General features: G+C 72.4%; 20 protein-coding genes. 15 read left to right on the forward strand and 5 right to left on the reverse strand.

Annotated features, from left to right (window positions below; genetic code table 11):
• Positions 1-61: 61 nt before the first annotated feature.
• The gene (locus ACZ58N_RS29825) at positions 62-1,759 is read right to left on the reverse strand and encodes an ABC transporter ATP-binding protein (RefSeq protein WP_471165990.1); all 1,698 of its coding nucleotides are present in this window, start codon (positions 1,757-1,759) and stop codon (positions 62-64) included.
• Between the two features lie 232 nt (positions 1,760-1,991).
• On the opposite strand from ACZ58N_RS29825, the gene ACZ58N_RS29830 reads away from it, so the two are divergent.
• The 6 genes from ACZ58N_RS29830 to ACZ58N_RS29855 all read left to right on the forward strand — a co-directional run bounded on the left by ACZ58N_RS29830 (position 1,992) and on the right by ACZ58N_RS29855 (position 8,159).
• Positions 1,992-3,059 (forward strand): FecCD family ABC transporter permease, encoded by a 1,068-nt coding sequence (locus ACZ58N_RS29830; RefSeq protein ID WP_471166054.1) that lies wholly within the window; start codon positions 1,992-1,994, stop codon positions 3,057-3,059.
• Entirely contained in the window at positions 3,056-4,153 is a 1,098-nt protein-coding gene (locus ACZ58N_RS29835) for a FecCD family ABC transporter permease (protein ID WP_471165993.1), read from the forward strand. Before ACZ58N_RS29830 ends, ACZ58N_RS29835 begins: the two co-directional genes overlap by 4 nt.
• Positions 4,150-5,001, forward strand: a complete 852-nt coding sequence (locus ACZ58N_RS29840) for an ABC transporter ATP-binding protein (protein WP_471165995.1) — start codon at positions 4,150-4,152, stop codon at positions 4,999-5,001. Before ACZ58N_RS29835 ends, ACZ58N_RS29840 begins: the two co-directional genes overlap by 4 nt.
• Positions 5,002-5,014: 13 nt before the next feature.
• Positions 5,015-6,595 carry an amidohydrolase gene (locus ACZ58N_RS29845; RefSeq protein WP_471165998.1) on the forward strand — a complete coding sequence of 527 codons (1,581 nt, stop codon included), beginning with the start codon at positions 5,015-5,017 and terminating at the stop codon, positions 6,593-6,595.
• A gap of 87 nt (positions 6,596-6,682) precedes the next feature.
• Positions 6,683-7,378: a serine/threonine-protein kinase gene (locus tag ACZ58N_RS29850; protein ID WP_471166000.1), complete on the forward strand. Its 696-nt coding sequence runs from the start codon at positions 6,683-6,685 to the stop codon at positions 7,376-7,378.
• Between the two features lie 199 nt (positions 7,379-7,577).
• Positions 7,578-8,159 (forward strand): GNAT family N-acetyltransferase, encoded by a 582-nt coding sequence (locus ACZ58N_RS29855; RefSeq protein WP_471166002.1) that lies wholly within the window; start codon positions 7,578-7,580, stop codon positions 8,157-8,159.
• A gap of 173 nt (positions 8,160-8,332) precedes the next feature.
• Here ACZ58N_RS29855 and ACZ58N_RS29860 read toward each other — a convergent pair whose 3' ends face one another.
• The 4 genes from ACZ58N_RS29860 to argC are packed head-to-tail and all read right to left on the reverse strand — an operon-like array spanning position 8,333 to position 12,706.
• Complete coding sequence (locus tag ACZ58N_RS29860) at positions 8,333-9,505, reverse strand: acetylornithine transaminase (RefSeq protein ID WP_471166004.1); 1,173 nt, start codon at positions 9,503-9,505, stop codon at positions 8,333-8,335.
• Entirely contained in the window at positions 9,502-10,506 is a 1,005-nt protein-coding gene (gene argB / locus ACZ58N_RS29865; protein ID WP_471166007.1) for an acetylglutamate kinase, read from the reverse strand. Before argB ends, ACZ58N_RS29860 begins: the two co-directional genes overlap by 4 nt.
• A 17-nt stretch (positions 10,507-10,523) precedes the next feature.
• On the reverse strand, positions 10,524-11,675 hold the full coding sequence (gene argJ, locus ACZ58N_RS29870; RefSeq protein WP_471166010.1) for a bifunctional glutamate N-acetyltransferase/amino-acid acetyltransferase ArgJ: 1,152 nt from the start codon (positions 11,673-11,675) through the stop codon (positions 10,524-10,526).
• Positions 11,672-12,706 carry an N-acetyl-gamma-glutamyl-phosphate reductase gene (gene argC / locus ACZ58N_RS29875; protein WP_471166013.1) on the reverse strand — a complete coding sequence of 345 codons (1,035 nt, stop codon included), beginning with the start codon at positions 12,704-12,706 and terminating at the stop codon, positions 11,672-11,674. Before argC ends, argJ begins: the two co-directional genes overlap by 4 nt.
• A gap of 409 nt (positions 12,707-13,115) precedes the next feature.
• Between argC and ACZ58N_RS29880 the strand changes: the two genes are divergently transcribed.
• The 9 genes from ACZ58N_RS29880 to ACZ58N_RS29920 all read left to right on the forward strand — a co-directional run.
• Positions 13,116-14,564, forward strand: a complete 1,449-nt coding sequence (locus ACZ58N_RS29880) for an MFS transporter (RefSeq protein ID WP_471166015.1) — start codon at positions 13,116-13,118, stop codon at positions 14,562-14,564.
• Positions 14,565-14,768: 204 nt separating this feature from the next.
• Positions 14,769-15,965: a trans-sulfuration enzyme family protein gene (locus ACZ58N_RS29885; RefSeq protein WP_471166018.1), complete on the forward strand. Its 1,197-nt coding sequence runs from the start codon at positions 14,769-14,771 to the stop codon at positions 15,963-15,965.
• A 99-nt stretch (positions 15,966-16,064) separates the two neighbouring features.
• Complete coding sequence (locus ACZ58N_RS29890) at positions 16,065-16,580, forward strand: MaoC family dehydratase (RefSeq protein ID WP_471166021.1); 516 nt, start codon at positions 16,065-16,067, stop codon at positions 16,578-16,580.
• A 69-nt stretch (positions 16,581-16,649) separates the two neighbouring features.
• Complete coding sequence (locus tag ACZ58N_RS29895) at positions 16,650-17,489, forward strand: class I SAM-dependent methyltransferase (RefSeq protein WP_471166023.1); 840 nt, start codon at positions 16,650-16,652, stop codon at positions 17,487-17,489.
• The gene (locus ACZ58N_RS29900) at positions 17,486-18,532 is read left to right on the forward strand and encodes a class I SAM-dependent methyltransferase (RefSeq protein WP_471166025.1); all 1,047 of its coding nucleotides are present in this window, start codon (positions 17,486-17,488) and stop codon (positions 18,530-18,532) included. The genes ACZ58N_RS29895 and ACZ58N_RS29900 overlap by 4 nt, the downstream gene beginning before the upstream one ends.
• A 53-nt stretch (positions 18,533-18,585) precedes the next feature.
• Positions 18,586-19,479, forward strand: a complete 894-nt coding sequence (locus ACZ58N_RS29905) for a diiron oxygenase (protein ID WP_471166028.1) — start codon at positions 18,586-18,588, stop codon at positions 19,477-19,479.
• Positions 19,480-19,511: 32 nt separating this feature from the next.
• Positions 19,512-20,372: a class-II aminoacyl-tRNA synthetase family protein gene (locus tag ACZ58N_RS29910; protein WP_471166030.1), complete on the forward strand. Its 861-nt coding sequence runs from the start codon at positions 19,512-19,514 to the stop codon at positions 20,370-20,372.
• Between the two features lies 1 nt (position 20,373).
• Entirely contained in the window at positions 20,374-21,243 is an 870-nt protein-coding gene (gene acpS, locus ACZ58N_RS29915; RefSeq protein ID WP_471166032.1) for a holo-ACP synthase, read from the forward strand.
• Positions 21,240-22,014: S-adenosylmethionine synthetase N-terminal domain-containing protein (locus ACZ58N_RS29920; protein ID WP_471166035.1), on the forward strand; the 775-nt coding region annotated here is incomplete at its 3' end. The genes acpS and ACZ58N_RS29920, both read left to right, overlap by 4 nt.

The raw sequence follows: 22,014 nt of genomic DNA on the forward strand, positions 1-22,014 counted from the left end.
TCGTCCTGCGCGTCCTCGTGGTCCGCGCGCGCCTCGGCTGCGGTCCTTGCGTTCGTGTCCGTCATGCCAACACCGTCGCGCGGTAGGCCGTGTCGGTGGAGACCAGGTCCTGGTGGCTGCCTTGCGCGGTGACGGCGCCCTCGTCGAGCACCACCACCCGGTCGGTTTCGGCGAGCAGGGCGGGGCTCGTGGTCACCAGGAAGGTGGTGCGGCCGGGCCTCAGCAGCCTCAGGCGGGCCGCGATGCGGGACTCGGTGACCGTGTCGACCGCCGTCGTCGGGTCGTGGACGACCAGCACGGGCGGGTCGGCGGCCAGTGCCCGTGCGAGTGCGACGCGCTGGCGCTGCCCGCCGGACAGGGACCGGCCGCGCTCGCTGAGGGCGGTGTCCACGCCCTGGGGCAGGGCCCGGGCGACGTCGTCGGCGGTGGCGGCGGCGAGGGCCGGAGCGGGGTCGTCGCCGGCGTCGGGCAGGGCCGCCCGTACGTTGTCGAGGAGGCTGCCCTCGAACAGGTCGGCGTCGTGGTGGGCCACGAGGATCGCCCGGCGGGTGTCGTCCGGGTCCAGGTCGGTGAGCGGTATCCCGTCGAGTTCGATCACGCCTTCGTCGGGGTCCGTTTCACGGCCCAGGCACAGCAGCAGGTCCTCGGCGGCGGCCGGGTTGCCGGTGACGACGCCGATCAGGGTGCCGGGGGCGACGTCGAGGTCGAGGCCGCGCAGCGCTCCGTGCGTGACGCCGCTGAGTCGGACGCGTCCCTCGACGGGGTGGGGGAGCGCGGTCGTTCCGGCGGTGACGGCGGGCGGTGCGGCGAGGACCTCGGCGATGCGCTCGGCGGAGGCCCGCCCCTGGGCGAACTCGCCGTTGACGTAGGTGAGGAGTTGGAAGGGACCCAGCAGGTACTGGGCGAGCCCGACGGCCGCCACGAGTTCACCGACGCTGATCGAGCCGCTCATCGCGAGGTGGGCGCCGACGAGTCCGATGATCGCGATGAAGATGCCGGTCAGGGCGAGGATCGCGCCGTCGTGCCAGGCCCGGCTGCCGGCGGCGCGCAGGGCCGCGGTGAGCGAGTCCCGACTGGTGCTGCGGTAGCGGGAGACGGCGGCGGCCTCGGCGCCCATGCCCTTGAGGACGCGCAGGCCCGCGACGAGGTCGGCGGCCACGCCCGAGGCGTGCGCGGCGCGGTCCTGTTCGACCTCGCTGCGCTGTTCCAGGGGACGGCTGATGAGGTGGCCCAGCCACAGCAGCGGCGGTACGCCCAGCAGGATGAGCAGTCCCAACGGCACCGAGATGCGCAGCAGTGCCACCGCGCTGATGGCGAGGCCGGCGAGCGCCGACACCCCGTACATCACCGCGGCGGCGGTCGCTCCGACGCGGGTGGCGTCACCGGTGGCGATGGCGGTGAGCGCGCCGGGCAGTCGGCCCTTGTCGGCGCCGCCGCGCGGATCGAGCACCTTGCGGCCGAGGGCGAGGCGCAGGCCGTGGCCGGCGTGTTCCGCCGAGCCGTCGGTGATGCGTGCCGCGATCCGGTAGCAGGTCGACAGGACGAAGAAGAGGCCGGCGAGGACGATCAGCCAGCGCAGCAGGGCCCCGGAGGATCCCGTGGACACGGCCTGGTCGATGATGATCCCGATGACGACGGGGACCAGCGCCTCGCAGCCCTGGTGGGCCATGCCGAGGACGGACGCCGTTGCGATGCGGCGGCGTTGGCCGCCGATCGCTTTCCGGAGGACTTGGCTCCCCGTAGGTCCTCCGTCGAGCATGCGTTCCTCCGCCAAATATGAGAATGATCAAATAGTTAGGTAAGGCTACCTTAAATGCGCCGCGCGGCGGGGTGCCGTCCGGCTCCCGTCCCCTATGTCCCGCTTGCGTCATCCGTCCCTGCGTTGACCTGGTCCGGAGCATTCGCTTAGGCTCACCTAAGTACTGACGTGTCGTCGATGCGTCAGTTTTCGTTCGCCACCGGCCGACCGCCGCCAGGGGGAGTAGTAGTTGTTGTCCGTCGAAGCCCGGGAGGCACCGGACACCGGGGCCAAGGGCCAGGTCGTACCACCCAAGTCCCGGTCCGTGACGGCGGCACGGGGCGCCGGCCTCGTCGTCGGGCTCGCCGCGCTCCTCCTGGTCTCACTGCTCAGCGTGTGGGTCGGCACCAAGGGCATACCGTTCTCCGCCACGTGGAACGTGCTCTGGAACCCCGACGGGTCGCAGGCCTCGGTCATCATCCACGAGTACCGGATCCCGCGCACCCTCCTCGGCCTCGTCGTCGGCCTGGCCCTCGGCCTGTCCGGCGCGCTCATGCAGGCGCTCACCCGCAACCCGCTCGCGGACCCCGGCCTGCTCGGCGTCAGCCTCGGCGCCTCCACCGGCGTCGTCGTCGCGATCTCGTTCCTCGGCATCGGCACGGCGCTGGGCTACGTCTGGTTCGCGTTCGCCGGGGCCGCCATCGCCTCCGTGGTGGTCTACCTGCTCGGTTCCTCCGGGCGGAGCCTCGCCACCCCGGACCGACTGGTCGTCGCGGGAGCCGCCGTCACGGCGGTGCTCACCGCCTTCAACACGGCCGTCCTGCTCCTTGATCCGCAGGCCTTCAACCAGTTCAGGTTCTGGACCGTGGGCGCCCTCGCGGGCCGCAACCTCGACTTCGTGTACCTGATCCTGCCCTTCGTCGTCGTGGGACTGTTCATCGCCCTCGGGATCGCCCCGGCCCTCAACGCCCTCGGCATGGGCGAGGACGTGGGCCGCGCCCTCGGCGTGAACGTCACCCGCACCCGCGCCCTGGGCGCCGTCGCCGTGATGCTGCTCTGCGGCGCCGCGACCGCCGCCGCCGGGCCGATCGGCTTCGTGGGCCTCGCCGTCCCGCACGTGGCCCGGTTCGTGGTCGGCCCCGACCAGCGCTGGGTGCTCGCCTACTCCATGCTGATCGCGCCCGTCCTGCTGGTCGGGGCGGACGTGCTGGGCCGGGTGCTCGGGGCGCCCGGCGAGATCCAGGTCGGCATCGTCACCGCGTTCCTCGGCGCACCGCTGTTCATCGCGCTGTGCCGCCGCCGAAAGTTGGTCATGCTGTGAGCGCCGCACCCGGGGCCGAGACCCCCGCCGCCCCCACCACCCGCACGCCCCGCATCGTCACCGGCAGCGTCCTGCGCACCCGGCGCGGAGGCATCTCCCTACGGGTCCAGGGCCGCACCGTGGCCGTCACCGTGATCCTGCTGGCCCTCCTCCTGACGGTCATGACGATCAGCCTGACGACCGGTGACTTCAGCCTGTCCATCGGCGAGGTGCTCGGCGCCCTCTTCGGCGACGGCGGCGGCGCCGCGGACTTCGTCGTCAACACCCTCCGCATGCCCCGACTGCTGACCGCCCTGTGCGTCGGCGCGGCCCTGGCCGTCAGCGGGGCCATCCTGCAGAGCCTGACCAACAACCCGTTGGGCAGCCCCGACATCATCGGATTCACCAACGGATCGGCGACCGGCGCCCTCGTCGTCATCGTCGTGACGCACGGCAGCATGACCCAGATCGCCCTCGGGGCCCTGGTCGGCGGACTCGCGACCGCCGCCGTCATGTACCTGCTGCTCCTCGGCAGCGGCATGCAGGGCTTCCGGCTGATCGTCATCGGCATCGGCGTGAGCGCCCTGCTCCTGGCCTTCAACTCGTACCTGCTCACCCGGGCGACCTGGCAGGAGGCCCTGGAGGCCCAGGCCTGGCTCATCGGCAGCCTCGGCAACCGCGGTTGGGAACACGCCAACACCATCGTCATCGCCGTCGCCGTCCTCCTTCCGCTCGCCATGCTGTTCGCCCGCCGGCTCTCCATGGTCGAGATGGGCGACACCACGGCCACGGCCCTGGGCGTCAACGTCGGCGCGACCCGGACCGCGCTCCTCGTCATCAGCGTCGCCCTGGCGGCCTTCGCCACCGCGGTCACCGGACCCATCTGGTTCGTCGCGCTCGCGGCGCCCCAACTGGCCCGCAAGCTGTCCCGCTCGTCCGGCCCGGCCCTCATGCCGTCCGCCGCCATGGGCGCCGTCCTGCTGGCCGGCAGCGACCTCGCCGTCCAACGCATCTTTTCCCCCGCCCTCCTGCCGGTGGGCACGGCGACCGGCACCGTCGGCGGGTTGTACCTGATCTGGCTGCTGGTCACGGAGTCACGAAAGAGCCGCGCATGAGTGCAGAGAACGTCCCCACCGCCCGCCTGAGGGCCGAGGACCTGACGCTGACCTACGACCAGCGGACGGTGGCCACCTCGCTGGACGTGGTCATACCCGACAACTCCTTCACGGTGATCATCGGCCCGAACGCCTGCGGCAAGTCCACCCTGCTCAAGGCGCTCGCGCGGATGATCAAACCGAAGGCGGGCGAGGTCCACCTCGACGGCGCCCCGATCTCCTCCTACCGCTCCCGCGAGGTCGCGCGCCGGCTCGGCCTGCTCCCGCAGACCTCCACCGCGCCCGGCGGCATCACCGTCGGCGACCTCGTCGCCCGTGGCCGCTACCCGCACCAGAAGCTGCTGAAGCAGTGGTCGGCCGAGGACGAGGCCGCCGTCGCCGAGGCCATGCGCCGCACCGGAGTCCTCGAACTCGCCGAACGCCCCGTCGACGACCTCTCCGGCGGCCAGCGCCAGCGGGTCTGGCTGTCCATGGTGCTGGCCCAGCAGACCTCGATCCTGCTGCTCGACGAGCCGACCACCTTCCTCGACATCGCCCACCAGGTCGAGGTGCTCGACCTGTGCGCCGAACTGCACGAGAACAGGGGCCAGACCATCGTCGCGGTCCTCCACGACCTCAACCAGGCCTGCCGCTACGCCACGCACCTCATCGTGATGAAGCCGGGAGGCGTCATCGCCGCCGAGGGCGACCCGGCGACGATCATGACCGCCGAGCTCATCCAGGACGTGTTCGGCCTCTCCTGCCGGATCATCGACGACCCGGAGACCGGGACGCCCCTGATGGTGCCGGCGGCCCGCAAGCGAGCCGGCACGGCCGCCGGATCCCCGGTGGCCGAACTCCTCCAGTGACGGACGGACCACCATGCTCTGCACGAGGCTGACGAACGCCAACATCCTCACGATGGACCCGGACCACCCCGTGGCCCACGACCTGGGGATCTGGCACGGCCGGATCGTCGGCCTGGACGACGCGGTGACCGCGCTCCCCGCCCGCGAGGTCATCGACCTCCAGGGCGCCACCGTCCTGCCGGGGTTCATCGACAGCCACGTGCACCTGGCCTGGACCGGACTGAAGGCCGCCACACCGAGCGTCGCGGGCCTCACCCGCATCGACGACGTCCTCGCGGTCGTCGCGGAAGCCGTCTCCGGGCAGGGCGGTCCCGGCACCTGGGTCGACATCGCCGGATACGACCAGCGGGCGCTCGGGCGGCACCTGACGGCGACCGAACTCGACCGGGTCGGCGCCGGGCGCCAGGTGTTCCTGATGCACGAGTCCGGGCACGCCTGCGTGGTCAACACCGCGGTGCTCGACCGGCTGCCGGCGGACGTCCCCCACGAGAACGGCTTCCTCGCCGAAGGCGCCATGAGCGCGGCCCGCGCCCTGCGGCCCCCGTACTCCCAGCGGGAACTCGCCGACGCCATCGAGCGCGCCGGCCGGACCTGCCTCGCCGAGGGCGTCACCGCCTGCGCCGAGGCGGGCATCGGCGGCGGCCTCCTCGGCCACAGCCCCGTCGAACTCGGCGCCTACCAGCTCCTGCGGGACGAGGGCCGGCTGCCCCTGCGCGTCCAGCTCATGGCGGCGGCCGACACCCTGCGCCCCGTCACCACACCGGCCGCCGACGGCATCCCGCGCGCCCTCGGCCTCGGCATGCGCACCGGCTTCGGCGACGACTGGCTCTCCCTGGGCGCGCTCAAGGTGTACACCGACGGCGGCATGATGGCCCGTACCGCGGCCCTCACCGGGCCGTACGAGGGAACGGAACACCTGGGACAGCTCCAGGACGACCCGCAACGCCTGTTGGACACCATCGTGGACGGCCACCTCGCCGGCTGGCAGCTCGCCGTCCACGCCATCGGTGACCGCGCCGCCGACCTGGCCCTGGAGGGCATCGAGCGCGCGCAGCGCCTGCGGCCCCGGCCCGGTGCCCGGCACCGCGTCGAACACGCGGGCCTGATCAGGCCCGACCAACTGCCGCGCTTCGCCCGGCTCGGGGTGGCCGCCGTCGTCCAGCCGAACTTCCTGTACTCCTTCGGGGACGACTACTCCGCCATCATGGGCGAGGAGCGCGCCCCCTGGATGTACCGCGGCAAGGGCTTCCTGGACCACGGCGTCACCCTCGTCGGCAGCTCCGACCGTCCCGTCACGGACGGATCCCCCTTGCGGGCCGTCCAGTTCATGGTCGAACGGACCTCCTCGACGGGCCTGCCCGTCGGCCCGGACGAGGGCATCACCGTCGACCAGGCGCTGCACGCGTACACCGTCGCCGGTGCGTACGCCTGCCACTGGGACGACAGGGCGGGCACCCTCGCCACCGGCAAGCGCGCCGACCTGGTGGTGCTGGGCGACGATCCGCGGCGCGTCGCCACCTCGGCCATCGGGGACATCCAGGTGGTGGCCACGTTCGTGGACGGTGTCCGGACACCCGAGTCGAAGGCGCCGTAGGGCAGTTCGGCCGCGCCCGGCGGGCGGATCCACCCACCCGCACGCACTCCACCTAGGTTAGGCTTACCTAAACATGGGGGGGCCGGGATGCAGGAGCAGGTGCGACGCCGAGCGCAGCGGGACGAGCCGGGCGAGCGGGACGCGTGGGCCGACGAGGTCGTGGCCCGCATGGCCTCCCGCGAGGAGATGGAACGCGCACTGCGCGAGGCGCTGAGTCGCACGCCCAGCCAGCGTGAAGAAACGATTGCTCGGATGGCGGACGCCCTGCGCGGCGCCGCCCAGGGGCTGTCCGTCCCGGGCTGCGCCGCCGCCGCCGGAGTTCCCGAACGCATCCTGCGCGAGTGGTTGAGGATCGACGCCGACTTCGCCGGGGCGCTGCGCGCCGCCCACGCCCTGGCGGAGGCCCACGGGCTGCGGCCGGGCGCGGAGCCGACGCCCGCCGCGCTGCACCTCCTCCTCGACGCCATACGCAAGGGCGCGGCCTGGCCCGCCGCGGCGAGCCTCGTCGGCATCTCCATCCGCGGGTTCAACCGCCTGCGGTCGGAGGCGCCCCAGGTCGGGGCCCTGATCGCGGCCGCCCAGCGGGCCCGGCCGACGAAGACCGCCCCGGGCTCACGGCGCAGGCTCCCCAAGGCCGGTAGCACCGGGGCCGGTTACCGGATCGTCCAGCTCGACGACCCCGTGCTCTCGCCGGGGGGCCGACCCGACCCGGCGTCGGCCGGGGGCGGGGTGGGTGATCCGGCGCCCTTGACCGGTGGGCCCCGCGCCGGGGGAGCGGGGTAGTCGTGGCGCGGGTCGACCCGTCGTCGGACCCGGCCGGGGGCGCATCGCCCCTCTTCGGCAACCCGGTTGACCGGATCGGCGCTGAGGATCCGGGTTTTGCCTCTTACTTAAGTAAGGCTAACCTTGGTTTGTGGTTCCGGGGTGGCGCGGTGATCGAGCCGCCCGCCGTTCGCGCCGGAGCCGTATGGAAAGGGAACCCTTGATCACGCTCGCCTCACGGACCGCCCCCCGGTCCGTTCGCGCCGTCCTGCCCGAAGTCTTCCCCGTACGCTCCGCACGAGCCGCGCTCCCCGCACGAGCCGCGGACACCGCCGCGCTCACCGTACGCTCCGCGCGCGCCGGGGACGCCGCCGCACTCGCGGCCCTGTCCCGGCCGTTCGTCCGGTCGGGGGAGCTGCGTGCGCGCTCCCTCTCCCTGTACGTCGCGGACGCCGCCGACTTCCTCGTCGTGGACGCACCCGACGGGACCCTCCAGGGATGTCTGGGCCTGCGGGTCCACCCCGCCGGGGCGGGCGCCGGACACGGAGCCTCGGGCGTCCTCTACAACTTCTGCGTCGCACCCGGCAGCCAGGGCCGCGGACTGGGCGCCGGACTGCTGACCGCCGCGCTGGCCAGGGCCAACTCCCGCGACCTGACCGCCCTGTTCACCGCGACCACGGGCAGCGGCGAACTGTTCCGCCGCCATGGCTTCGTCCCCGCCCACGTCGCCGCGGCCCCACCGGCCTGGGTCGACTCCCTCTCCCCCGACCGCAACTCGCGCATCCTCACCCGATCCCTCTAGGCCGGTCGTCAAAGTCCCGTCGTCGCCCGCAGACGGGAGTTTGACGACAGGCCCTGGGCCCCCGCGGGGGCACGGTTCGCGGGGCGCTTCCGCGGGCCGCTTCCTCGCGGGCACGGCCGGTGGCCTGCACCCTCCTCGGGCGCCGGCCACCGGCGTTTTCCACGATGTCCGTGTCAGGCGTCGAGGATTCCCGGCAGGGCCGCCAGCAGGGCGTCCACCTGGGCCTCGGGTACGGTCAGCGCCGGAGCGAGCCGTACGGTCGCCGGTCCGGCGGCGTTCACGAGGAATCCCGCGTCCTGCGCGGCCCGCTGCACCCGCGGGGCGACCGGTTCGGTCAGGCCCACGCCCACCAGCAACCCCGCACCCCGCACCTCGCCCACCAGCGGATGCTCCAGCGCCCGGATGCCGTGCCGGAGCCGCTCGCCCTGCCGCGTCACGTGGGCGAGCAGGCCCTCGGACTCGATGGTCTCCAGGACGGCGAGTCCGGCCGCGCAGGACGCGGGGCTGCCGCCGAAGGTCGATCCGTGCTGACCCGGCGTCAGCAGGTCGGCCGCCGGCCCGAAGGCGACGGTCGCACCGATCGGCAGACCGCCACCCAATCCCTTGGCCAGGACCACCACGTCGGGATCGATCCCGTCCAAGGCCTGGTGGGCGAACCAGTGCCCGGTACGGCCGATCCCGGTCTGGACCTCGTCCAGCACCAGCAGCGTCCCCGTGGCCCTGGTGATCTCGCGCGCCGCCCGCAGGTAGCCGTCGGGCGCCACGATGACGCCGGCCTCTCCCTGTACCGGCTCCAGGAACAAGGCCGCCGTCTCCTCGGTGACAGCGGCCCGCAGCGCCTCGACGTCGCCGTACGGCACGTGGGACACGCCGCCGGGCAGGGGCAGGAAGGGCTCGCGCTTGCCCGGCTGGCCGGTGAGTGCGAGCGCGCCCATGGTACGGCCGTGGAAACCGCCCTCGGTCGCGACCAGGGCGCCGCGACCGGTCCGCCGGGCGATCTTGAAGGCCGCCTCGACCGCCTCCGTACCGGAGTTGGCGAAGAAGACCCGCCCGGGCCGGCCCAGGAGCGCCAACAGCCGCTCGGCGAGCGCGACCCCGGGCTCGGAGACGAAGAGGTTGGAGACGTGCCCCAGCGTCGACAGCTGGCGGGTGACGGCCGACACCACGGCGGGGTGGGCGTGGCCGAGGGTGTTCACGGCGATCCCGCCGGTGAAGTCGGCGTAGGCGCGACCGGCCTCGTCCCACACGGTGCTGCCCTCGCCACGGACCAGGGCCAGCGGCGGGGTGCCGTAGTTGTCCATCATGACCGCGCGCCAGCGCCCGGTCAGGTCGTCGCCGCTGGTCATGCCGTTCTCACTTCCGGATCGATCCGTACCGGGGCGGTGCGCACGTGGGCGGTCCGTGCCGGGACCGTTCCCGCCGGCTCCGGCCGCTCCCGGTCCGCCTCCACCGGGTCGGGGACCACGGTGGTGCCGTGCACCTCGGCGGACGCGACGCCGCGCAGCACGGAGTGCGGCACCCGGCCGTCCAGCACGTGCGCCTTGCGCACACCCGCCCGGACGGCCCGCAGGCAGCCCTCCATCTTGGGGAGCATGCCGCTGGCCAGCTCCGGCATCAGCTTCTCGACGCCCTCGGCCGTCAGGCGCTCGATCACCTCGGTGCTGTGCGGCCAGTTCGCGTACACCCCCTCCACGTCGGTCAGCATCAGCAGCTTCTCCGCGTCGAGGGCGACGGCCAGCGCCGACGCCGCGAGGTCCGCGTTGATGTTGTAGACCTGCCCGTCCGAGCCGCGGGCCACGGGGGAGACGACCGGGATGCGTCCCCGTTCCAGGAGCGCGCGGATGGTGTCCGCGTCCACGTCGACGATGTCGCCGACGAGCCCGATGTCGACGGGTTCGCCGTCGACCCAGGCCGCCCGCCGTACGGCGGTCATGGTGTGCGCGTCCTCGCCCGACATGCCGACGGCGAGGGGCCCGTGGGCGTTGATCAGCCCGACGAGCTCCCGCTGGACCCGGCCGGTCAGCACCATCCGTACGACGTCCATGACGTCCGGGGTGGTCACCCGCAGGCCCGCCTCGAAACGGACCTCCAGGTCGAGCCGGTCGAGCATGCCGCTGATCTGCGGGCCGCCACCGTGCACGACGACGGGGTACAGCCCGGCGCGCCGCAGTCGCACGACGTCCTGCGCGAACGTCGCCTTGAGTTCCTCGTCGACCATGGCGTTGCCGCCGAACTTGATGACGACGGTCCGACCGCGGAGCTGCTCCAGCAGCTCCGGATCGGGCAGGACCGGATCCGGGTCGGTGGTGACCGCCGCCGGACGCGGCGGCGTGACGCGTGGCTTCATCCGTGTGCCCGATCCGCTCATGAGCTGTACGCGCTGTTCTCGTGGACGTACTCGGCGGTCAGGTCGTTGGTCCACACGGTCGCGGACGTTCCGCCGGCGCGCAGGTCGATCGTGATCACGATCGCGCGGGCGGACATGTCGACCTTCTCGCGGGGCTCCCCGGCCGCGCCGTCCCGACACACCCACACGCCGTTGATGGCCACGTCCAGGCGGTCCGGGTCGAAGGCCGCGTCCGTCGTGCCGATCGCCGACAGGACCCGGCCCCAGTTGGGGTCCTCGCCGTGCAGGGCGCACTTGAGCAGGTTGTTCCGGGCGACGGAGCGGGCGACGGTCACCGCGTCCGTCTCCGAGGCGGCGCCGATGACGGCCACCTCGATCTCCTTCGAGGCGCCCTCCGCGTCCGCGACCAACTGCCGTGCCAGGTCCAGGCAGACGGTGCGCACCGCCGTGGCGAAGTCGTCGCGGTCGGGCGTCACCCGTGAGGCGCCCGAGGCGAGCAGCAGCACGGTGTCGTTCGTGGACATGCAGCCGTCGGAGTCGACCCGGTCGAAGGTGGTGCGCACGGCGTCCCGCAGGGCGGAGTCGAGCACCTCCGCCGTGACGTCCGCGTCCGTGGTGAGTACCACGAGCATGGTGGCCAGGCCGGGCGCGAGCATGCCGGCGCCCTTCGCCATGCCGCCCACGGTCCAGCCCGGGCCGTGGGCCACCGCCGTCTTGTGGACGGAGTCCGTCGTCATGATCGCGACAGCCGCGTCCTCGCCCCCCTCGGGCGTCAGCCGTGCGGCGGCGGCGCCGATCCCCTCCGTGATCCGGTCCATGGGCAGGCGGACGCCGATGAGCCCGGTCGAGCACACCGCGACCTCCCGTGCGTCGACGCCCAGGGCGCCGGCCGTCAGCTCGGCCGTCACCCGGGTGTCCTCGGTGCCGGCGGGCCCCGTGCAGGCGTTGGCACCGCCGGAGTTCAGCACGACGGCCGCGATCCGGCCGTCGGACAGGACGTCCCGCGACCAGTGGACGGGCGCCGCTTGGACGCGGTTGGAGGTGAACACGCCGGCGGCCGCGTACGACGGACCGCGGTTCACCACCAGGGCGAGGTCGGGGGCACCGGATCCCTTGATCCCGGCGGCCACCCCGCTCGCGTCGAATCCCTGTGCGGCGGTCACGGTCACGGAGCGACTCCATTCGTCGGCAGGCCCTGCGCTTCCGGCAGGCCGAGGGCGACATTCATGCTCTGCACCGCGCCACCCGCGGTGCCCTTCGTGAGGTTGTCGATGGCGCTCACGGCGATCAGGCGGCCGGCGTCCTCGTCCACCGCCACCTGCACCTGCGCGCCGTTGGAACCGAGCACGGCGCCGGTCCGGGGCCACTGTCCGGACGGCAGCAGCCGGACGAAGGGTTCACCGGCGTACGCGTCCTCGTACGCGGCCCGGGCCTCCCGCGGCCCGGCGGCGACACCGGGCCGCAACCGGGCCGAGCAGGTGGCGAGGATGCCCCGGGGCATCGGCGCGAGCGTCGGGGTGAAGGACACGTTGACGCGCTCGCCCGCCACCCGGGAGAGGTTCTGGGTCAGCTCGGGCGTGTGCCGGTGGCCGCCGCCCACCCCGTACGGGCTCATCGAGCCCATCAGTTCGGAGCCGAGGAGGTGCGGCTTCGCCGCGCGGCCCGCGCCCGAGGCGCCGCTCGCCGCGACGATCACGGCCTCCGGCTCGATCAGGCCCGCGGCGAACGCGGGGTACATCGCCAGGGTCACGGCGGTCGGGAAACAGCCCGGTACGGCGATCCGGTTCGCGCCCTTCAGCGCGTCCCGCGCCCCCGGGAGTTCGGGGAGCCCGTACGGCCAGGTACCGGCGTGGTCCGAACCGTAGAAGCGGCGCCACTCGGCGGCGTCCTCCAGCCGGAAGTCGGCGCCGCAGTCCACGATCAGGACCCCGGGCTCCAACTGCTCCGCGATCGCGGCCGATTCACCGTGCGGCAGGGCCAGGAACACCACGTCGTGGCCTTGCAGGGCCGCCGCGGAGGTTTCCGCCAGCACCCGGTCCGCGAGTTCGGGGAGGTGCGGTTGCACCGCCCCGAGCCTGCGTCCCGCGCTGCTGTGCGCGGCCACCGCGCCGATCTCGACGCCGGGGTGCGCCACGAGCAGCCGCAGGATCTCCCCTCCGGCGTACCCGCTGGCCCCGGCCACCGCGACCCGTACCGTCATGTTCCTCGTCCCTCTTCGTGCCTGCTCGGTGCCGGGCCCGGGCCCGGCGAGGATGCTTGATGGGCTGTCATGCGTGCGGTACCGCTCTGCCGTCCTGCGGGCCGCGCGACGGCCCGTCACCCGCACGGTGCGCGTCTACCGTGGACGCCGGCGTACCGGTATCCACCCGGCGGATGAATTTTAGCTAAGCCTAACCTAACCTCACGCCCCCGGGACCGGCGGTCGGGGGCCGGGCTGCGGCAAATGCCGGACTCCTGACGTTTCGAAGTGCCCGCCGGAGGGCCCGGATCCAGGCCCGCGGGACCCCCGCTCGAACGCCGGATCCTCTCCCTTACATACCCCCCATGGGTATGCTACGTTGCTCCGCGAAGGTACCCCCCAGGGGTATGGGCAGAGGAGGGTCAGGGCAATGTCAACCGTCAATCCCCGGCGCTGGTGGGCACTTGGCGTGCTTGCCACCGCGCAGTTCATGGTGATCATGGACACCTCGATCATCGGAGTCGCGCTCCCCGAGATGCAGAAGGACCTCGGCTTCTCGCAGGGCGAGTTGCAGTGGGTCTTCAACGCCTACGTCATCGTCTTCGGCGGGTTGCTCCTGCTGGGCGGCCGACTCTCCGACCTGTTCGGGGCCCGCAGGATCTTCGCGGCCGGCTGGGTCACCATGGTCGTCGGATCGGTGCTCGCCGCCGCCGCGCAGAGCGCGGCGGTCGAGATCGCCGGCCGGGCCGTGCAGGGCGTCGGCGGCGCGTTGATCGCCCCGTCGGCCATGACCCTGCTGATGATCCTCTTCGGGCACAACCCGAAGGAGCTCGGCAAGGCGATGGCCCTCTACGGCGCCGCCGCACCCGCCGGCGGCACCGCGGGCGTGTTCCTCGGCGGCGTGTTCACCGAGTGGATGAGCTGGCCGTGGGTGTTCATCATCTACGTCCCGATCGGCCTCGCGACCCTCGCCGCCACCAAGTTGCTGCCCGCCGTCCAGGCCCGCCGCGGTTCCGTGGACGTCCTCGGTGCCGTCGCCGTCACCGCGGGACTCGCGCTCGCCGTCTTCGCGGTGGTCCGGGCGCCCGAGGTCGGCTGGGGCGCCACCGCCACCGTGCTGGAGCTGGTCGCCGCCGCGGCCCTGCTGGTCCTCTTCTTCGTGATCCAGCGGAGCGTCCGGGAGCCGCTCATGCCGCTCGGCGTGTGGCGGATCCCGCGCCTGGGCTCCGCCAACCTCGCGATGACGCTGCTCGGCGCCGCCTGGATCCCCATGTGGTACTTCCTCAACCTCTACCTCCAGCAGGTCCTCGACTACGGTGCCTTCGCCTCCGGCGCTGCCCTGCTCCCCATGACCATCCTGTTGATGATCTTCATGACGGCGATCACCTCGCGCCTCATGGGCCGGTTCGGCGCGAAGCCGCTGATCGCGGGCGGCCTGCTGCTCCTCGCGGCCGGACTGGTCTGGCTGTCCGCCGTCGAGCCGACCGGCTCCTTCCTGGTCGACGTCCTGCCCGCCTCGCTCGTCGCCGCGCTCGGCATGGCCCTCGCCTACATCCCGGCGATGATCGCCGCGATGTCCGGCGCCCCGCAGGAACAGGCGGGCCTGGCCTCCGGCATCGTCAACACCACCTACAACGTCGGCTCGGCCCTCGGCCTGGCCGCGCTGACCGCCCTCGCCACCACCCGGGGCGCCGGTGAACTGGGCAACCTGCCCGCCCTCACCGACGGCTTCAGTGCCGCGTTCCTCGGCGCCGCCGGCATCGCCGCCACCGGCGCGGTGGTCACGCTCCTCCTGATGAAGGGCGACAGGTCCCCGGCCGCACCCGCCTCCACCGACTCCGACGCCCCCGCGCCGCGCGGCGAGGCCGCGAAGGTGTGACGTCCCGGGGCGTCCCGCACGCACCCAGGGGCCGCCCGACGTCCTCCCCGGACGTCGGGCGGCCCCTTTTCGTACCCGCGACCGTACGGGCGGCCCGATGCCCGCCCCCGCGCCCGTACGTCGCCCCCCCCGCACCCCGTCCCGCAGGGGCCGGGCCCACTCTTCCGCCCCCACCCGGCCGTCCGACCCAAGGAGACCACCGTCATGAGAGACATCCGCACCCGCGCCGTGCACGTCGTGAACGAGCCCGCCACCACCGCGAGCCGGCCGCTCTCCGTGCCGCTCGTCCAATCGTCCGCCTTCGCCTTCGACTCCGCCGACGAACTGGCGCGGGCCATGGCCGGCCCCGACGGCGCGTACGTCTACGGCCGCCGGGGCAACCCGACCGTCCGCGCCCTGGAGCAGACCCTCGCCGGCCTGGAGGGCGGCGCCTCGGCCATCGCCTTCGCCTCCGGCATGGGCGCCATCAGCGGCGTCCTGCTCGCGCTGCTGCGCCCCGGCGACCAGGTCATCGCCCAGCGCTGCCTGTACGGCGGGACGTACGCGGCGCTGGACGACCTCGCGGAGCGCCACGGCGTCGAGGTCGTCCACATCGGCGTCGACGGGCCCGAGGAGTTCGAGGCGCTCGCCGGCCCGCGCACCCGACTGCTCCTCCTGGAGACCATCGCCAATCCGACCGGACGGGTACCCGACCTGCCGGGTCTGCTGGCCGCGGCCGGGCGGCGCGGCGTGACCAGCGCCGTCGACAACTCCCTGGCCTCGCCGGTCCTGTGCCGCCCGATCGAGCTCGGGGCCGACATCGTGCTCCACTCCACCACCAAGTACCTGGCCGGGCACTCCGACGTCCTCGGTGGCGCGGCCGTCTTCGCCGACGACGCGCTGCGCCGCGAGGTCTGGCCGCGCACGGTCGAACTGGGTGCCTGCGCGGACCCGTTCGCCGCCTGGCTGACACTGCGCGGGATCGCCACGCTGCCGCTGCGGATGCGCGAGCACTGTGCCAACGCGGGCCTGCTCGCGGAGCGGCTGGCCGCGCACCCCGCGGTGAGCGCCGTCCACTGGCCGTGGCTGGGAAGCCACCCCTCGTACGACACCGCCAGGGCGGTGCTCTCCGGCGGCGGCGGGTTGCTCTCGTTCGAGCTTGAGGGCGGCCGCGCGGCAGGCCGGGTCTTCGTCGAGGGCGTCCGCGTCGCACGGCTCGCGCTGTCCCTGGGCGGCGTCGAGACGTTGGTGACGCACCCCGCGAGCACGTCCCACCGCGAGTTGGACGAAGGGGCGTTGGCGGCGGCGGGGATCGGTCCCGGCCTGGTGCGGATGTCGGTGGGCATCGAGGACCCCGAGGACCTGTGGCAGGACGCGGAGCAGGCCCTGTCGCGGACGCTCCGGCACCCGCTCAAGCAATAACAGCCGAACCGGTCTTCTTTTGGGTTGACAAAATAAAAGGCCGATTCGTAGATTGGTTCACGCCAGAGAAACACTCCTCTACGCCAAGGGGGGCGCGTGATGCGCTACTTCGAGGACTTCCGGACCGGTGACGTCCACGAGCTGGGCACCATCACCGTCACCGCGGACGAGGTGCTGGAGTTCGGGAAGCGCTTCGACCCGCAGCCGTTCCACACCGATCCGGACCTCGCCGCCCGGAGCGCGTTCGGCGGGCTCATCGCCAGCGGCTGGCACAGCGCCTCGATGTTCATGCGCCGCTACGTCGACGGGCTGCTCGCCTACAGTGCCTGCACCGGCTCGCCCGGCGTCGACGAGATCCGCTACCTCAGGCCCGTACGTCCCGGCGACGTGCTCACGGCGCGCGTCGAGATCCTCGGCTCCCGACCCTCGCCGTTCAACCCGACCACCGGGGTCGTCCAGCCCAAGTGCACGCTCGTGGACCAGGAGGGCAGGGTCGTGTTCAGCATGATCCTCCACAGCATCTTCCGGCGGCGCCCCGCCGAGTCCGACGCAGAGCACCCCGCCACGTCCTGCGCGGCGGAGGACCCCGTCGCCTGCGTCCGCTCCGCGGCCTGACCCGGCCGGTACGGGACACCGAGCCCGTCACCGCCCCCACCCCGTCCGCCAAGTGAAGGGAGACCTCCCGTGGAGGCCGTATCCCGCACCGCCCAGTGGACCGCCGCAGCGCGGGCCCTGGAGACCGACCGCGAGGACCGGCTGTTCGCCGATCCGTACGCGCGCACCGTCGCCGACACCATCGGCTTCGAACTGCTGGAGCGCTACGCGGGGGCCGGCACCGTGCCGTTCCTCGCGATCCGCACCACCTACCTGGACCGGGCCATCGTCCGCGCCGTCGAGGAGCACGGCATCCGCCAGGTCGTGTTCCTCGCCGCCGGCATGGACACCCGCTTCTACCGGCTCCCGTGGCCCGACGGAACCACCGTCTACGAACTGGACCGCCCCGCGCTCCTCGACGCCAAGGCCGACATGCTGGCCGACGAACCCGACCCGGCGGGCCGCACCCGCGTCACCGTCCCCGTCGATCTCACCCAGGACTGGACGGGCCCCCTCGCCGCGGCCGGTTGGCGCGCCGACGAGCCGGTGCTGTGGATCGTCGAAGGGCTGCTCTTCTTCCTGCCCGAGGACGCCGTCCGCAACCTGATCTCCACCCTCGCCGGACGCTCCGCCCCCGGATCGGTCCTCCTCGGCGACGTCATCAGCGCCTCCGCCCTGAACAACCCGCTGTCCCGGCCCTTCCTGAACTCCCTCAAGGAGGACGGCAACCCGTGGCTGTTCGGCACGGAGACCCCCGAGCAGCTCCTCGCCGAATGCGGCTGGGCCGTACGGGAGGTCCGCCAGCCCGGTGAACCCGGAGCCGACTTCGGCCGCTGGCCCTACCCCGTCCCGGCACGCGCCGTCCCGCGCGTCCCGCGTTCCTTCCTGTTCACCTGCGACCTCCCGACCCCCGAGGTGAGAGCGGCATGACCGGCACCCACGACTTCCACCAGCGCGTCATCAGCGACGCCGGAGCCGCCGTGCGCGGCCTCACCGTCGCCCTCGGCGAACGACTCGGCCTGTACCGCGCCCTCGCCGAGGCCGGCCCGCTGACCCCGACCGCCCTCGCCGAACGCACCGGCATCGACGCGCGCTACGCGGAGGAGTGGCTGCACGCCCAACTGAGCGCCGGTTACGTCACCCGCAGCACCGGCGACGACACGTACACGCTGCCCGCCGACCACGCCCCCGTGCTCGCCGATCCGAACGCCGTCACCTACGCCGCCGGGTTCTTCACCGCCCTCAAGGCCCTCTACGGCACCGAGGACCTCCTCGTCGACGCGTACCGATCCGGCGACGGCGTCGGCTGGGCCGAACACGACGCGGCCCTCGACACCGGCATGGGCAGCTTCTTCCAGCCCACCTACGAGCACCGCCTCGTCCCCGACTGGCTGCCCGCCCTCGAAGGCGTCACCGGCAAGCTCGCCGCCGGCGGCACCGTCGCCGACGTGGGTTGCGGCGTCGGCCACACCACCCTGCTCATCGCGAAGGCCTTCCCGCAGGCGACCGTCCACGGCTTCGACTACTCCGAGGAGGCCATCTCCCTCGCCCGGCAGCTCGCCGAGGAAGCCGGACTCTCCGACCGGGTCGTCTTCGAGGTGGCCTCCGCCGACGACTACCCGGGCACCGGCTACGACCTCGTCACCTTCTTCAACGCCCTGCACGACATGGGCGACCCCGTCTCCGCCGCCCAGCACGTCCACAAGTCCCTGGACGCGGACGGCACCTGGATGCTCGTCGAGTCCAACGTGTCGCCCGCCGACATCGACACCCAGACCCCCGCCGCCCGCATGTTCATGGCGCTGTCCGCCGTCATGTGTCTGCCCGTGGCCGTCGCCCAGCGCGGCCCCCACGCACTCGGCAACCACTCCGGCGAGCGGGCCTTCCGCGCCATCGCCGAGGAGGCCGGCTTCACCCGCTGGCGCCGCGCGACGGAAACCCCCGTCAACGCCGTCTACGAAGTCCGGCCGTAAGCACCGCCCCCGACGGGCGGCGCGACGCCCCACCACCACACCGAGGAGACACCATGGGCGTCAGCGCCCCCCTGCCGGTCAGCGACCGCTTCCTGGAAGTCCTGGACCGGCTCAGCTCCCGTTCCATCGAGGAGTACTACAACCCGTACCAGCAGTTCGACTGGCCCGAGCAGCTCGAAGAGGGCCGGATGTGGATGACCCCCGAGCTCCTCACCGTGTACGGCACCCCGTTCCACGACGAGTTCGACGAGCAGACCCTCCAGCGGCTGTCCAAGTGGGAGAGCATCAACTTCTACAGCCTCAACGTGCACGGCATCCGCGAACTGCTCATCGAGGTCGTCGGGCGGATCCACATGCCCGGCTTCGAGGTGCCCTCCGACTTCTTCCACCACTTCATCGGTGAGGAGAACGAGCACATGTGGTTCTTCGCCGAGTTCTGCCGCCGCTACGGCGACAAGATCTACGGCTCCACGGCCTTGCGCGCCGACTCCGCCTGGGAGCCGGAGGTGGAGAACTTCCTCGTCTTCGCCCGCATCCTGTTCTTCGAGGAACTCGTCGACCACTACAACACCCGGATGGCCCGCGACACCTCGCTCTGCCACACCATCCGCGAGGTCAACCGCATCCACCACCAGGACGAGTCCCGGCACATCGCCTTCGGCCGCGAGCTCGTCTCCCTCCTCTTCACCCGGATGTGCGAAGCCGTCCCCGCCGCCCGGGTCGCCGAGGTCGAGGCCTACCTCAAGCGGTACGTGGTCTACAGCGTCAACTCCCTCTACAACCCCCACGTCTACCGCGACGCCGGCATCGCCGACCCGATCGGCCTGCGCAACGCGCTGGTCGCCGACGAACGCCGCCGCCCCTTCGAACGCAAGACCATCCGCAAGCCCCTCGGCTTCTTCCTGAAGACCGGGATCTTCACGGACGACGTACTGCCCGTCGTCTGAGAGGGCCGACCGCCGCCCGAGAGGTGACCCCCATGACCGTCACGACCACCGCGAGCGCCACGGACACGCAGGGCCTGCCGTCGCTCGGCCCCGAGGGAACCGCCCTGCTGCGGCTCCTCGACGACACCTTCGAAGGCTGGGGCGTACGCGCGGGAGCCCGCGCCATGACGATGCCCCCGCTGCTCCCGGCCGCCGACCTGGCCCGCCTCGACTACTACGACAACTTCCCCCACCAGGCCGTCGTGGCAGCGCCCCTGAACCTGGACGTCCGGGAGACCAACGAGTTCTGTACCGACTCCGGCTGCTTCCCCTGCGACGCCCTCGAACCGGCCGCGCTCGGCCTGCCCTCCGCGTCCTGCTACGCCGTCTACATCGACCACCAGGGCCGGCCGGCCGCCGACGACGAACTCGTCACCGTGGTCGGCTGGTGCTTCCGCAAGGAAGCGCACTACGAGGGACTGCGCAGACAACTCGGCTTCCGCATGCGGGAGATCGTCGCCATCGGCTCCCGCGAGCACGCCGAGGCACACCTGGCCTCCTTCACCACCCGGATCAACGCCTTCGCCAGGGCCCTGGACCTGCCGCTGCGCCGGGAAGCCGCCTGCGACCCGTTCTTCGACAAGGGGAGCTCCAAGGCGGTGCTCCAGCGCCTGACCCCGGTCAAGCACGAGTTCCTGTACGAGGACCTGGCCATCGCCTCGGTCAACACCCACCGCAACTTCTTCGGTGACCGCTGCGACATCCCCCTCGCGTCCGGGGCGGGCCCGGCCTTCACCAGCTGCGTCGCGTTCGGCCTGGAGCGCTGGCTGTCCGCGCTCACCCGCCGCCACGGCAGCTGGGAAGAGGCGACCGCCGCCGTCCTGAGCGCGAACGCGGCCGGGCCGGCGATCTGACGTGCCGACCCGACCCGCCGCCGCCCCACCGGCGGGCGGCCTGGGCTGGGCGAACCTCGGCATGGACATCGTGTCCGTCACCCGTGTCCGCCGGCTGCTCGCCGCCTACGGCGAGGACTTCTTCCGGCGCATGCTCACCCCCGGCGAACTCGCCGACTGCCGCACCTCCATCAGGCTCGACGTCCTGAGCCTGTGCGGGCGGATCGCCGCCAAGGAGGCGGCCTTCAAGGCCCTGCGCGACCGGACCGCGACGTTCCTGCCCTGGCTGGACATCGTCGTACGGCGCTCCGAGGGCGGCTGGCCGCTCGTGGAACTCCACGGATCCGCAGCCGTGATGGCCGCCACGTCGGGCATCGCCGGCGTCTGCGTCTCCATCAGCCACGACGTGGACTACGCGGTCGCCATCGCCTCCCCGGTCCTGGTCGCCGATCCGCCGGGACACCCCGCACCGCCCCCGCCGCCCGATCCCGATCCGCTCGGCCCGTCACCTGCCGCGACCGGCGAGGGCACCCCGACCGGGATCGGGACCCGGAACGCAACCGCAACCGCACCGGCAGACGCACTCGCTTCGACTTCCGCGCCCCGCACCGAAACCGTGCACCGCACCTCAAGGAGAGACACCATGTCCGAAGGCCTGCTGTTCATGAAGAACTGGCTCCTCGCCCGCCACGAGGACCTCGACGACATCGCATCCGACCTGGACCTCATCGAGCACCGACTGATCGACTCGCTGTCCTTCGTCGAGTTCGTCTTCCTGCTGGAGCAGCACAGCGGCCGCGCGATCCAGCTGGAGACCCTGGAGGTCGACGAGATCCGCACCCTCGACGCCATCCGGGCCAACTTCTTCTCCGTCGAGGTGGCGCAGGCATGAGCCGCCGCCTGTTCACCTCGGAGTCCGTGACCGAGGGTCACCCCGACAAGATCGCCGACCAGATCAGCGACACGATTCTCGACGCGTTGCTCACGGAGGATCCCGCCTCGCGTGTGGCGGTGGAGACGTTGGTCACGACCGGTTTGGTGCACGTGGCGGGTGAGGTGACGACGACGGCGTACGCGCCGATCGCGCAGCTCGTCCGGGCGAAGATCCTGGAGATCGGTTACGACTCGTCGAAGAAGGGTTTCGACGGTGCCTCGTGCGGTGTGTCGGTGTCCATCGGGGCGCAGTCCCCGGACATCGCGCAGGGTGTCGACACCGCCTACGAGAAGCGGGTCGAGGGCGATGAGGACGCGCTCGACCGGCAGGGCGCAGGCGATCAGGGCCTGATGTTCGGTTATGCCTGTGACGAGACGCCCGAGCTGATGCCGTTGCCGATCCATCTGGCGCACCGGTTGTCGCGGCGGCTGACGGAGGTCCGTAAGGAGGGCATCGTTCCGTACCTGCGCCCCGACGGCAAGACGCAGGTGACGATCGAGTACGACGGGGACAGGGCGGTCCGACTGGACACGGTCGTGGTGTCCTCGCAGCACGCGGCGGACATCGACCTGGATGCGCTGCTCGCGCCCGACATCCGGAAGTTCGTCGTCGAGCACGTGCTGGCGCGGCTGGCCGAGGACGGCATCAAGCTGGACACCGAGGGGTACCGGCTGCTGGTGAACCCGACGGGCCGGTTCGAGATCGGTGGTCCGATGGGTGACGCGGGCC

It is taken from the genome of Streptomyces sp. NPDC040432, from assembly GCF_055595445.1.

Excerpts from the sequence above, each read along its gene's own strand:
- ACZ58N_RS29880 (WP_471166015.1), top strand. The coding sequence starts at position 13,116 with ATGTCAACCGTCAATCCCCGGCGCTGGTGGGCACTTGGCGTGCTTGCC.
- ACZ58N_RS29845 (WP_471165998.1), top strand. The coding sequence starts at position 5,015 with ATGCTCTGCACGAGGCTGACGAACGCCAACATCCTCACGATGGACCCG.
- ACZ58N_RS29910 (WP_471166030.1), top strand. The coding sequence starts at position 19,512 with ATGACCGTCACGACCACCGCGAGCGCCACGGACACGCAGGGCCTGCCG.
- ACZ58N_RS29850 (WP_471166000.1), top strand. The coding sequence starts at position 6,683 with ATGCAGGAGCAGGTGCGACGCCGAGCGCAGCGGGACGAGCCGGGCGAG.
- ACZ58N_RS29825 (WP_471165990.1), bottom strand. The coding sequence starts at position 1,759 with ATGCTCGACGGAGGACCTACGGGGAGCCAAGTCCTCCGGAAAGCGATC.
- ACZ58N_RS29840 (WP_471165995.1), top strand. The coding sequence starts at position 4,150 with ATGAGTGCAGAGAACGTCCCCACCGCCCGCCTGAGGGCCGAGGACCTG.
- ACZ58N_RS29860 (WP_471166004.1), bottom strand. The coding sequence starts at position 9,505 with ATGACCAGCGGCGACGACCTGACCGGGCGCTGGCGCGCGGTCATGATG.
- ACZ58N_RS29900 (WP_471166025.1), top strand. The coding sequence starts at position 17,486 with ATGACCGGCACCCACGACTTCCACCAGCGCGTCATCAGCGACGCCGGA.
- argB (WP_471166007.1), bottom strand. The coding sequence starts at position 10,506 with ATGAAGCCACGCGTCACGCCGCCGCGTCCGGCGGCGGTCACCACCGAC.
- ACZ58N_RS29905 (WP_471166028.1), top strand. The coding sequence starts at position 18,586 with ATGGGCGTCAGCGCCCCCCTGCCGGTCAGCGACCGCTTCCTGGAAGTC.
- argC (WP_471166013.1), bottom strand. The coding sequence starts at position 12,706 with ATGACGGTACGGGTCGCGGTGGCCGGGGCCAGCGGGTACGCCGGAGGG.
- ACZ58N_RS29890 (WP_471166021.1), top strand. The coding sequence starts at position 16,065 with ATGCGCTACTTCGAGGACTTCCGGACCGGTGACGTCCACGAGCTGGGC.
- ACZ58N_RS29885 (WP_471166018.1), top strand. The coding sequence starts at position 14,769 with ATGAGAGACATCCGCACCCGCGCCGTGCACGTCGTGAACGAGCCCGCC.